Annotated in this window: 14 protein-coding genes; 4 read left to right on the top strand and 10 right to left on the bottom strand. The window is 65.6% G+C overall.

The features are described from left to right. Positions 1-29: 29 nt before the first annotated feature. From VET29_RS23065 to VET29_RS23080, 4 genes are read right to left on the bottom strand one after another with little or no spacing between them, the layout of a single operon-like run. Positions 30-461, bottom strand: a complete 432-nt coding sequence (locus VET29_RS23065) for an RRQRL motif-containing zinc-binding protein (RefSeq protein WP_324923876.1) — start codon at positions 459-461, stop codon at positions 30-32. Between the two features lie 23 nt (positions 462-484). Continuing rightward, positions 485-979 carry a protein kilB gene (locus tag VET29_RS23070; protein ID WP_324923878.1) on the bottom strand — a complete coding sequence of 165 codons (495 nt, stop codon included), beginning with the start codon at positions 977-979 and terminating at the stop codon, positions 485-487. Next, positions 979-1,284, bottom strand: coding sequence for a WhiB family transcriptional regulator (locus tag VET29_RS23075; RefSeq protein WP_414636576.1), 306 nt, complete (start codon positions 1,282-1,284; stop codon positions 979-981). The genes VET29_RS23070 and VET29_RS23075 overlap by 1 nt, the downstream gene beginning before the upstream one ends. Beyond that, positions 1,281-1,604: a hypothetical protein gene (locus VET29_RS23080; protein WP_324923880.1), complete on the bottom strand. Its 324-nt coding sequence runs from the start codon at positions 1,602-1,604 to the stop codon at positions 1,281-1,283. The genes VET29_RS23075 and VET29_RS23080 overlap by 4 nt, the downstream gene beginning before the upstream one ends. 132 nt (positions 1,605-1,736) lie before the next feature. On the opposite strand from VET29_RS23080, the gene VET29_RS23085 reads away from it, so the two are divergent. Next, positions 1,737-2,090 carry a winged helix-turn-helix domain-containing protein gene (locus VET29_RS23085; RefSeq protein ID WP_324923882.1) on the top strand — a complete coding sequence of 118 codons (354 nt, stop codon included), beginning with the start codon at positions 1,737-1,739 and terminating at the stop codon, positions 2,088-2,090. Here VET29_RS23085 and VET29_RS23090 read toward each other — a convergent pair. Next, positions 2,087-2,287, bottom strand: a complete 201-nt coding sequence (locus tag VET29_RS23090) for a hypothetical protein (protein ID WP_324923884.1) — start codon at positions 2,285-2,287, stop codon at positions 2,087-2,089. The genes VET29_RS23085 and VET29_RS23090 overlap by 4 nt on opposite strands. Positions 2,288-2,502: 215 nt before the next feature. On the opposite strand from VET29_RS23090, the gene VET29_RS23095 reads away from it, so the two are divergent. After that, the gene (locus tag VET29_RS23095) at positions 2,503-3,579 is read left to right on the top strand and encodes a hypothetical protein (RefSeq protein WP_324923886.1); all 1,077 of its coding nucleotides are present in this window, start codon (positions 2,503-2,505) and stop codon (positions 3,577-3,579) included. Further along, on the top strand, positions 3,576-4,802 hold the full coding sequence (locus VET29_RS23100) for a hypothetical protein (protein WP_324923888.1): 1,227 nt from the start codon (positions 3,576-3,578) through the stop codon (positions 4,800-4,802). Before VET29_RS23095 ends, VET29_RS23100 begins: the two co-directional genes overlap by 4 nt. A 118-nt stretch (positions 4,803-4,920) precedes the next feature. Here VET29_RS23100 and VET29_RS23105 read toward each other — a convergent pair whose 3' ends face one another. Next, positions 4,921-5,526 carry a hypothetical protein gene (locus VET29_RS23105; RefSeq protein WP_324923890.1) on the bottom strand — a complete coding sequence of 202 codons (606 nt, stop codon included), beginning with the start codon at positions 5,524-5,526 and terminating at the stop codon, positions 4,921-4,923. A gap of 82 nt (positions 5,527-5,608) precedes the next feature. Next, a complete protein-coding gene (locus VET29_RS23110; RefSeq protein WP_324923892.1) occupies positions 5,609-6,931 on the bottom strand; it encodes a recombinase family protein in 1,323 nt (440 codons plus the stop codon). A gap of 128 nt (positions 6,932-7,059) precedes the next feature. Between VET29_RS23110 and VET29_RS23115 the strand changes: the two genes are divergently transcribed. After that, positions 7,060-7,464, top strand: a complete 405-nt coding sequence (locus tag VET29_RS23115) for an RICIN domain-containing protein (RefSeq protein WP_324923894.1) — start codon at positions 7,060-7,062, stop codon at positions 7,462-7,464. 491 nt (positions 7,465-7,955) lie between these two features. Here the strand turns inward: VET29_RS23115 and VET29_RS23120 are convergent, their stop codons facing one another. The 3 genes from VET29_RS23120 to ectB are packed head-to-tail and all read right to left on the bottom strand — an operon-like array spanning position 7,956 to position 10,679. Next, on the bottom strand, positions 7,956-8,459 hold the full coding sequence (locus VET29_RS23120) for a hypothetical protein (protein ID WP_324923896.1): 504 nt from the start codon (positions 8,457-8,459) through the stop codon (positions 7,956-7,958). 6 nt (positions 8,460-8,465) lie between these two features. Beyond that, positions 8,466-9,377 carry an ornithine carbamoyltransferase gene (locus VET29_RS23125; RefSeq protein WP_324923898.1) on the bottom strand — a complete coding sequence of 304 codons (912 nt, stop codon included), beginning with the start codon at positions 9,375-9,377 and terminating at the stop codon, positions 8,466-8,468. A 9-nt stretch (positions 9,378-9,386) separates the two neighbouring features. After that, on the bottom strand, positions 9,387-10,679 hold the full coding sequence (gene ectB / locus VET29_RS23130) for a diaminobutyrate--2-oxoglutarate transaminase (RefSeq protein WP_324923900.1): 1,293 nt from the start codon (positions 10,677-10,679) through the stop codon (positions 9,387-9,389). Positions 10,680-10,681 lie beyond the last annotated feature (2 nt).

Below are 10,681 nucleotides of genomic sequence, written 5' to 3' on the forward strand. Positions count from 1 at the left end.
TTTCAGGAGTATTTCTCGGTGTTGTTGCTTCACGCGGCCTGGTGGCCGGTGGCTTCGAGTTGGTTGACGGGGTTGTCCGGGCAGGTGGCCCAACAGGCTTCGCACCGGCGGCCCCACTCGCGGGGCGTGACGTAGAAGGCGTCCCGGCCGCACTCCGAGCAGATCCGGCGGGCCAGGTTGGCTTTCGCGAGCGCGGTCTGTTGGGCCGGTGTCGCCGTGCGTTTCGGTGCCGCACCGGAGATCAGGAACAGTTCGGCGAACACCTGCCGGTGGGCCGGGCGGTACCGGAAGTACAGGTAGGCCACCGGTTCCTGGCCGTTGGGGCGCAGCCCCATCTCCCGCAGCTGCCCGCGGGTCGCGAGCTTGTCCTTCGGCGCCAGGCCCCAGGACAGCAACGGCAGACCCTGGTATGTGCCACGGGTGGGTTCCGTCCAGTCCGACCACGGCACGGTCGCGAACACCCACGGATACTGACGGCGGCCCATCACCCACCGCCCCGGCAGTCGGCGGCGAACACGTGGGACCCGGCCTGCCGCAGTTGCTTCTCCGCAACGACCGCGGCGAACCGCAGGTGTTCGAGGGCGTCCTGGTCGGTGACGCCGCGCAGGGCGTAGGTGGCCTGCACCGCAGCCTCAGCCGAATCGCCCAGCTCCGGGAGCAGGATGCAGACCGTGGCCAGCGGTGCCGTGATAGCCGATCGGGTGATGTGCGTCGCCTCACGCGCCGCAAACACCGTGTCGTCGTCGGCGCCGGACAGTCGCAGGTCTTCCAGCGTCCACATGGTCCGGCGATGGTCGGCTACCGCGGCCAGCAGCGCAGTCACCGCGGCCAGTGCCTCCGCGCGCCGGTCAGCAGCGCGGGTCTCTCGCCGCGCGGTACGCCCCAGCCGGGCCTGCACCACACCGGTCAGCAGACCGCCCAACAACGTGCCCAACACCGCGATACAGCTGGCCCACAACGCGAACCCGCCGCCGGTCATCACGCCACCTGCCCTGCCGGCTGGCGACGCAGTGCGGTGCGCTGCCGGTCGCTCGTGGCGCCCCACACCCCGAACCGCTCACCGTGGGCCAGCGCGTAGGCCAGGCACTCGGCCGCCACCGGGCAGGCCTGGCACACCCGCTTAGCTGGCCCGGTCGGCTCACCCTTGACCGGGAAGAACGCGTCCGGGTCCGTCTGAGCACACAGCGCGTCCCGCATCCACCTGGTCACGGCGGTGTCACCCAGGTCCAAGCGGTCCCACACCGACCCGCTGGCCAGCCGCCGGGGCTGCCGACGCCGGATCACGCCACCTCACCACCCACAGCTGCCCGCAGCAGCGCCTCAGCCGGCACCACCCGCGGCAACGACCGCAACACCCCACGACCCGCCCGACGCGCCGACCGAAACGCACGCCGCTGATCAGTGAAGTCATGCGTCAACCGCACCAACACCGACCGCTCGGTCTCCACCAACTCCCGCTCCACAGCCTCGATCAACCGATCAACCTCGGCCATCTCCGACGCCACGTCTTCGTCCCGCTGAACAGCGGAAACGTCCGGGTCAAGGCTGCACAAGCACGCCTCGCGGACCTCCCGGTCAGCGATCCGTCTGATCTGTGTAGACACCGCGTCGCTCCGATCATCTGACTTAAGGCAGTTGCAGTGAGTGCGACAGTAGATAAGGCAGATAGCTTCTGTCAATCCCTGCCTTAAGACAGCGCTAGACTTGCCTGAGCCGGGCAATGACGGAGGCCATGCATGAGGCTTGACCGCAACCAGGTCGCGGCCGAACTACGCAAGCGGATCGCAGACGACACATACACGGTAGGCAGCCGGCTTCCGGGCTACCGGAAGCTTGCCGACGAGATCGGTGCGGCTCCGAATACCGTGGGCGAGGCTATGCGTCTGCTTGCCGCAGAAGGCCTGGTAGAGATCGTGGACAAGAGTGGTAGCCGGGTGCGTCCCCAGACGAGGCCTGAACCAGCCTCGGACCGCATTGCTGCTGCTCGCGAGGAACTCCGCGAGGTCCAAGCAGAACTTCGAGACGCCCGTGACAATCTCGACGCACTGGAGGCTCGAGTCGCTGGCGCTCTCGCCAACCTCGTGGACTAGCTTCCGACGCTCCTAAGGAACGTCACGAGGCCATCCACCAAGCTGCCCGCTGCGGCCCAGGCTGCCTTCACTCCGCTGGCTGCGTCAGCGGGGTACCGCACCACGAGCACCAGTACAGCAACGAGCAGGGCACTGCCGATGACCTTTCGCAATATGCCGCCACCCTGCTTGAGCTGGGGGAACGTCTGCTTCGCCATAGCTTCCTCCATCGGCTGTTCGTCGCCCCGCTCACGGTGACCGTGTCGTTGGGGCCTGCCGGGCTTCCGGTGCTGCCACAAAGATGCAGCTCACGAGGGTTGCTTCGCGCTACCACGAAGGTTGCATCCGCGGCTTCTCTGTCGCGCGATGTCTCATCTGTGTCTCGCATGCGTGCTACGTTTCTCGCGGGCTGGCAGGGCATGGGGAGGTATAGATGTCAGATCAGCACGTCAGGCTTAAGGACGCGCTGCGTGCTCGTCGATGGACCGTCTACCGAACCTTCTGCCGCGAATACGACAAGGCAGCGAAGGTGGTCGATCCGACGCTTGTCGGTACCTATCCGAGCCGAGCGCAGCTTCATCGCTGGATGCGAGGCGATATCAAGAAGCTGCCCTATCCCGATCACTGTCGAGTCCTGGAGCAGATGTTTCAGGACTGGACAGCAGAGCAACTCTTTGAACCCTGCGGGCCTGGATGTCCCCAAAATGCGCCCGACTCGGAGGACACGTTCACTGAAGGGCTCACGCGGAGTATCCAAGACGGCCTCGCCAACCCCGCTGCGGCAAGTAGCTCGTGGACCAGTTTCTCACCTGGCCCGGGACGACCGATGGCCACACGAGCATCTGTGGACCTCAGCGACATGTCACTCTCCGAACTTATGGCCCATAAGTTAGCCGATATCGGCCATATTTATCGCATCCCACCGGATGAACTTCGGGAACTAGCCGCACTCGCCGGCAATCTTGTTGACCTCAGCTTAGCGATTGATCTACGTATTGAACAGGACGGTCTTTGCTCGGTAACGTATCGCTATCACCTCCTAAACCTCACAGATCAACCAGTGAATCGCGCTCCACGCGATCTATGGTTCCAGCACAGCCGTGGACGACTGGAACTCGTGGCGTTGCGCGAGGGACCAACGAAGAACGCTATTCAACGCCTTCACACAGCTGACAATGTCGCGAAGTTCGCTTGTCAACTTTCGCCCGCTATTGCCCCAGGCGAGTCAGCCACCTTCGGCTATGTATGCTCCGGCGCAGAGTTCCAGAGAGACTTCTACTGGCGACAGGCGTTCGCTCGACATACCCGGCAGTACACGTTGCGGGTACGACATCATGACCTCGGTGAGCTTGCAGGAATAACGGCAACCGAAGAGCTAACCGACGGCACTGAGAGCCTCGCACAGAAGTCCGTCGTTTGGGATTACGATGGCGATGACGTGCTCATAACCTTCACCCGCGACTATCTTCAGCCGAATCAGTATGCGACTCTAAGGTGGGAACCCGCGTGAGCCTTCGGAACGACATCGAAATCACGCTCCGCTCGTGGAACCGCCACGAGATTGATCGTGGCGCACCGCCCATTGTCGACTTCGACTGTTCCCCGCCTGACAAGGAGATAGCAGCTGCGCCGAATCGCCTGGCGGTACGTTCCCGGCTTGCAGAACTGTTCACCGCAGCAACCGTTGACAACTCAACGCAACATCTGGCTCACCGTGCGTCAGCCGCAATTACCTATCTTGACGCATTGCTTGGTATAAGGACGCCAGTCCGGGCATATATCAAAGCCACACAAGGCTGTGACGCACATGGCTGGCCTGAGCCCTATATCGCTTCCGTTCGCGACACTGCCATTCAGCACTTGGCAGAACTGGACGTGCCTTGGGGACCCACTACCCTGGATGAATTGAAGGCCACCGAGGTACAGGTGGACGCAGTCGACGCAGCCGACGTCATCCAAAAATACGCTCGTGAACTAGAGTTGGACGTCCGCCATCTTGCGGACTCGGACGCACCCTTCAATCTCTCGATCGAGCACGTTGACCTTGACGCCTACTGGGCCTATTGGCTTGACGGTGCGGGTGCAAATGTTCGGATGCGAATCAATTCCCGGCGCGCGAGCTTCACGGATGTTCAGGCGCGTCAATTTGCGCTTCACGAGATTCTCGGCCACGGCCTGCAATGCGCGAGTTACGCACAAAGCTGCCAACAAGAGGATGTACCCTGGGTTAGAATCACTTCCGTACACGCCCAACAGCAGGTGTTACTGGAAGGCTTAGCTCAAGCACTCCCGTTATTCGTTTGCCCCAACGACCGACCACTGATCGCACGCGTACGGCTCACCCACTACATCGAACTCGTTCGCGCCAAGCTTCACCTCGCGATCAACGATGGTGCCAGCGTCCCCGACTGTGTAGCCATCGCGAAGATGCATGCACCGTTCTGGACCGAGGACGCCATCGGGGACATGCTTGCGGACCGCGGGGTGAACCCACTACTGCGAACCTATCTGTGGGCCTACCCAGCTGGAATCGACTGGTTCGTCAGACTCGCCGACAGGGGACCGAAAGAAACCGCACGGATGGTTATCGGCACGGCATACCGATCGCCGCTGACTCCAGATGAACTATCGACCCTATGGCCAGAGGGACCGCCAATCGGCGGCGAGACTGAGTCGACCACCAAGACACGCCCCCTCAGACACCACGCCGAAACGCCAGCAGAAGACGTCTGAGCTTCAGGTCGCCTGCCGTCACCGTTCCACGACACAAGGAGGCCATGCAGCGGGCGGCCATTTGATGGGAAGCGCTCCCCGATCACGGGAACAGAGCGCTGAGACAGGCGTAGAGCGCTTATTGACAGGATGCTGGTGTGGTACGACTACCGACATCAGCGTGTCGCCAGAAGGCAACTGAACGCGCGCCCCGCACCCCATGCCCACCCCCGCAGACGCGCGCAGATGCGTTTGTGCTGGTTAGGGCCATGTTCCTGATCGGATTCAAAACCCGTCCAGTGTGCGTTCGAATCGCACCGGGGGCACGTACAGCATCCGCACAAGAAGTACCCGCTGGCTGAGCAGGCGTCTCTTGTGCGGTGTTCATGGTGTTCGTGATCCTTTCTGCGGCTTCGGCGATGACGGGTAGCTCCGTTGCTGGAAGCCTGATGGTGATCGTTGCGTCGTCACTGTCCGCGTGCAAGCGGATGGTGAGGCTGGTGATCTCGAACAGACCCCGGAGGAGCTGCTGGGGCGCCTGGGCAAGGTTGAGCGTCAGGTAAGGCAGCGCATTCAACAGGTCGACGTCCTCGGCGGCGGGCCGGGTGGGTTCGGCCCGCTCGGCGGCGTCCAGGTCGTCTATGGCGGCGAGAGTGGTCCGGCGTTCGGTTTCCAGGGTGTTATAGGTCTCTCGCAACCCCTGGCTGAAGGGGTCGTCGGGGGCACTGTCCTGGGCTTGCCGCATGTCGTTGTTCTGTCTGCGAGAGAGGTCAGCGAGAGTGCGTTGGAGCCGCTCTCGTTCGGCCTCTCGCTGTCTCGTCTCGCGGTCATCGGTACTGGCGAGACCGGCCGCGAACAGCTCTCGCCGGTGCGGGCTGCACACTCGGTCGAGGTAGAACGCCGAGGATCTCGTCCTCTCGGATGTAGGCGGCTTTCTCGTGCCCGACGTGCTTGTTCGGCCTCCCCCGGTTGTTGGAGGCGGGGTTGCACATGTAGTACTGGGAGCCGTGGCGGTGGTTGCCATACATCCGCCGGTCACACGAGTGGAACACCATCCCCCGCAGCACGTAGGAGCGGCGGGTCTTGGGATGGGTGTTCGGGGCGTTCCCGTCACGGGAACCACGCTTGGCTTGGCGGCGGGCGGCGAGTTCGTCGTACATCCACTTCGGGATCAGCGGCTCGTGTACCGGTTCGGCGGACCACACCCACAGCATCGGGTCGTTGACCTTCCCGCCCCGGGAGCGGGTGGCGCGTTTGTTGTAGACCATGTAGCCGGTGTACTTCGGGTTCTTCAGGATCTCGTACACGCTGGTCTTGCTCCACGCACCCCGCGCCCGCGTCTCGCCGGGCGGCACCGGCGGCGGGTACTTGGTGAGGTCGGCGTTGAGACGGTCGGCGATGGTGCCGTAGCCGAGGTTCTCGTGGTAACGCCACAACGCGATCTGCGTAACCGTCTCCCCACGCGCCCCGTCCGGCTCCAGCCGGGACTTGGTGTGGCCCTTGTCGGCCTTCACCGAGTTCGGGTGCCGGTACACCTTCGCCTTGTAGCCGTGTGGGGGTTTGCCGATGTTGAACCCGTCCCGGGTGTGCGCGCACAGCCCGCCCCAGGACTGCTCACCGGTGTTGACCGCCTCATACTCGGCCACCGACCGGTTGATCCCCCGCAGCAGGATCCTCTGCGCCTGCGACCCGTCCAGGGTGATCGGCTCATTCGCGGCGAACAACGGCACATCCGCCCGTTCCAGATCCCGCTCGATCGACAGCCCCTCGAAGGCGCGGCGGGCGACAATGGAAATGCTCTCGCAGATCACCACGTCGAACCGCCGCTTCCGCTGCCCAGCCTCAGCCAGCAGGTCACCGATCCCACCGTCACGCGGAAGGGGGATGTTGAACCGCCCGTAGCCGGTCTTGCGACCCCGCTGGTCCAGTTCCATGCGGCCGGACTCGACGTCGTAGAAGTACGCGACGATCATCCACGCCTTCGGCAACACGTCCTTGACGTTGTGGACCTGCCGCAACACCGACTGCCGTGGATCCTGCAAATCCTCGGTCGAGGTGCGGCACAACACCGCGACCCGCACCTCACCAGCCAACAACTGCCCCAGCACCGCACCGCGCATCCCCAACGGCGACACGGCATAGTCGGACAACCCCGACGGACCCGAACTTTCGTGTGACACCTGTTGGAGTGATTCCGGGTGCGGCCCCAGCCGGGCTGGGTCAGCGTTTGTGATGCCCTGTCACTCGAGGCAGGGCATCAGAAACGGGAGGTTGTTCGATGGCTCGCAAGATCCATTCGATGCTGCGTGCGGCAGCGTTCGGCGCCGCAGGGGTACTGGCCACCTTGTGCGTGGCGGGCACTGCGACAGCCCAGACTGGCGCTGACGTGTCCCCATTGCCGGCCACCTCACCAGCACCGACAGTAAGCATCCTGACCTTCGCCGAGAAATGTCTCGACGTGTGGGGTGCAAGTAGCGCTGACAGCACGCCGATCATCCAGTACCGCTGCCACGGCGGCGCCAACCAACACTTCCGTGTTCGCGGCGTCGGCTACGGCGAGGTGGAGATTCGGACCTTCGCCGGCAAGTGCCTCGATGTGAGAGGTGCAAGTAGCGCCGACAGCACGCCGACCATCCAATACCGCTGCCACGGCGGCGCCAACCAACACTTCCGCAGCTCCTGAGCCAGGACATGCATCTCCGCTGAAGTGGTCATTCCGCGTACGTGACTGGTGTAGCCGGTGCTACTCCGGGATGTCGAACGAGCGTCGGATTCACCCCATCGTGGGACCCACTACGCGGCTGATACGCGCGGCGCGGCTCCTTCCTTTTAGTTCAGCCGCGCCGCGGCCCCTGACGCTGACGGCGTCCAGCCGGAAAGCCAGCCACTTTCTGGCCTTCCTCACCCTCGCTGCTGCCCTCACCTAATACAAGAAAACTCCGCAAAGCTGCCACGTGAGACACGGTCTTAAGCCGAAAGTACGCGTCCCATCGCGACGCCTGCCGGTCCGTCATGACCCCCACCCCATGCACGTCGCCCCATGCACGTCGCCGGGTGCGACCTCGGACTCAGCTGTCCACTGCCACGTCCGCCGGCTCGGGAGGTGACCAGCCGCAGGTGCTTCTCGCTCCTGGACTTGAGGGGCGCGCCCAGGTCGACCTGGTGCAGCGGATGTCAACGAACGAGACCGGCCCGCCCTCGGATGGCGTGGTCAGCTCCCACCTCGAACGCCTCGCACAACGTCCGCACGGCGACCTCGACCTCGAACGAGCCACAGACCACCGAGATCCGGCCGTTCTCGATGGTCACCAGTCCCAGTCGCACTCCCCCGCGCGCCAGCACCTCACAGAAGGTCGCCGGCACGGTGGGATCGGTGCGCAGGCCCGCGCCGGTCAGCGTGAGCACGACGACGTCGTCCTCGAGGTCGACCCGCTGGAAGCCGATCCTCGTGCGGACGGCGCGGAGGGCGGTCAGCACGGGCGGGCCCGAAGACCTGGGCACGGTGATGGCGATCGTCGCGCCGTCGGCCGGGTGCTGGCTCATCAGGCCGGGCTCCACCTTCTGTTCCGCGACGATCCGGAAGACCGCCGCCGAGGCGGCGGCGTGTGGCACGCCTACGACGGTGATCTTCGCCGCCGGTGGCGACGTGTGCACACCGTGTACCACGGCTCGCTCCACGACACCTCAGCCCACGCACCACTCGAGCACCGCGCGGGCGCTGTGGAACTTGTCCTCCGCCTGGTCGAAGGCGATGCTCGCCACGCCGTCGAGCACCTCCGCGGTGACCTCCTCGCCCCGGTGCGCGGGAAGGTCGTGCATGAACACCGCACCAGGACTGGTCGCGAGCAGCTCACCGTCCACTTGGAACGGTGCGAAGACCGCCCGCCAGTCCGGATCCGGCTTCGTCGTCCCCGTGGTCTGCCAGCGGGTCGTGTAGAGGACGTCGAACGTGGGCAGGTCGGTCATGTCGTGCCGTTCTACCACCTTGGCACCGCTGCGTTTCGCCGCGATCGCGGCGGCGTGCAGGAACCTGGCGTCGATGCCGTACCCCGGCGGCGTCCGCAGGTGCAGCTCGGCGCCGGGGAACCGGGACAGCGCGAGCGCCAGCGCCGACGCCGTGTTGTTGCCCTCCCCGACGTACAGCACCCGCAGCCCACTGACGTCCCCGAACCGCCTGGTCATCGTCGTGAGGTCGGTGAGCGCCTGTGTCGGGTGCTCGTCCGCGCTCATCGCGTTCACCACCGCCATCCGCTTCTGCGCGGCGAACGCGGCCAGCTCGGCCTGGCTGCCCGCGGTGCGCGCGACCAGGCCGTCCAGCATCCCGGACAGCACTGCCGCGGTGTCCTCCACCGCCTCGCCGGTGTTCTCCTGCAGGTCGTTGGGGCCGTAGCTGACGATCTGCGCGCCGAGCCGCAGCGCGCCCGTCGAGAACGCCGTCCGCGTCCGGGTCGAGGTCTTCCTGAAGTAGATGCCGACGACCCTGCCCCGCAGCGGGGCGGCCGAGCCCGCCGACCCGGCGGAGAACTGCGCGCCGCGCTGGACCACGTGCCGCAGGTCGTTGTCGTCGAGATCACTGATCGAGAGCAGGTGTCGCACCGAAACCTCCTAGCCCGTGGCGACGAGCGCCCGGCGCAGTACGTCCAGCCCGCGCTCGTGCCGGGCCGGGTCGATCGTCAGCGGTGGCAGGACCTTGACCACCTCGTCGTCGCGGCCGCACAGTTCGACGATCAGGCCGTTGTCGAAGCAGTGCCGCTGGACGCGGTTCGCCCGCGGTCCACCGCCCGCCGCGCCGACGTCGACGCCGAGGACCATCCCCCTGCCGCGGACCGTGATCGCCGGGTCGAGGAGGCGGATCTCGTCGGCGAAGCGGTCGAGCCGCTGGCTCTCGGCCGCGAGCGCGGTGTGGAACTCGGTGCGCTGCCACAGCTCCAGCGCCGCGGTACCGGCGACGAAGGCGAGTTGGTTGCCGCGGAAGGTGCCGGCGTGCTCGCCGGGCGACCACACGTCGAGCTCCGGGTGGAACAGCGTGATCGCCAGCGGGAACCCGTAGCCGGACAAGGACTTCGACATCGTCACTATGTCCGGCACGACACCGGCGTGCTCGAAGGCGAAGAACGTGCCCGCCCGCCCGCAGCCGGCCTGGATCTCGTCGCAGATCAGCAGCACGCTGTGGCGGTGGGTCAGCTCCCGCAGCGCCCGCAGCCACTCGCGGGACGCCGGGTAGACGCCGCCCTCCATCTGCAACGGTTCGACGATCACCGCCGCCGGGAGGTCCATCCCGGACGACTGGTCGGTGAACATCCGTTCCAGGTAGCCGATCGAGTCGAACGGCCCGTGTGGACCGTCCTCGTAGGGCACGAACGTCACGCCGGCCACCCCGCCGCCCGCGGCCCGCGCCTTCCTGCTGCCCGTGACGGCGAGCGAGCCGAGGGACATGCCGTGGTACGCGCCCGCGAACGAGACGATCCCCCGCCTGCCGGTCGCCTTGCGGGCCAGCTTGAGCGCGGCCTCCACGGCGTCGGTACCGGTCGGGCCGCAGAACTGTACCTTGTAGCCGAGGTCGCGCGGGACGAGTACGACCTCCCGCAGCGCGGTGAGGAACTCCCGCTTCGCGGCGGTGTACATGTCCAGGCCGTGGCTGATGCCGTCGGCGGCGAGGTAGCCGGCCACCTTGCGCTTGATGTGGGGGTTGTTGTGGCCGTAGTTCAGGCTCCCCGCACCGCAGAAGAAGTCGATGAACAGCCGGCCGTCCTCCGCGTACAGCTCGGCGCCACGCGCGCGGGTGAACACCACGGGGAACGTTCGGCAGTACGCCCTGACCTCCGACTCCATCGCCTCGAAGACGGACACGTCGGCGACGGGCGGCGGGACCTCGGCACGCTCGACCTGTGCGGTCACGT

The sequence above is a fragment of the Actinophytocola sp. genome, from assembly GCF_035634895.1.
In the GTDB taxonomy this organism is placed as follows: Bacteria; Actinomycetota; Actinomycetes; order Mycobacteriales; family Pseudonocardiaceae; genus Actinophytocola.

Excerpts from the sequence above, each read along its gene's own strand:
- VET29_RS23095 (WP_324923886.1), top strand. The coding sequence starts at position 2,503 with ATGTCAGATCAGCACGTCAGGCTTAAGGACGCGCTGCGTGCTCGTCGA.
- VET29_RS23115 (WP_324923894.1), top strand. The coding sequence starts at position 7,060 with ATGGCTCGCAAGATCCATTCGATGCTGCGTGCGGCAGCGTTCGGCGCC.
- VET29_RS23070 (WP_324923878.1), bottom strand. The coding sequence starts at position 979 with ATGACCGGCGGCGGGTTCGCGTTGTGGGCCAGCTGTATCGCGGTGTTG.
- VET29_RS23085 (WP_324923882.1), top strand. The coding sequence starts at position 1,737 with ATGAGGCTTGACCGCAACCAGGTCGCGGCCGAACTACGCAAGCGGATC.
- VET29_RS23090 (WP_324923884.1), bottom strand. The coding sequence starts at position 2,287 with ATGGCGAAGCAGACGTTCCCCCAGCTCAAGCAGGGTGGCGGCATATTG.
- VET29_RS23105 (WP_324923890.1), bottom strand. The coding sequence starts at position 5,526 with ATGCGGCAAGCCCAGGACAGTGCCCCCGACGACCCCTTCAGCCAGGGG.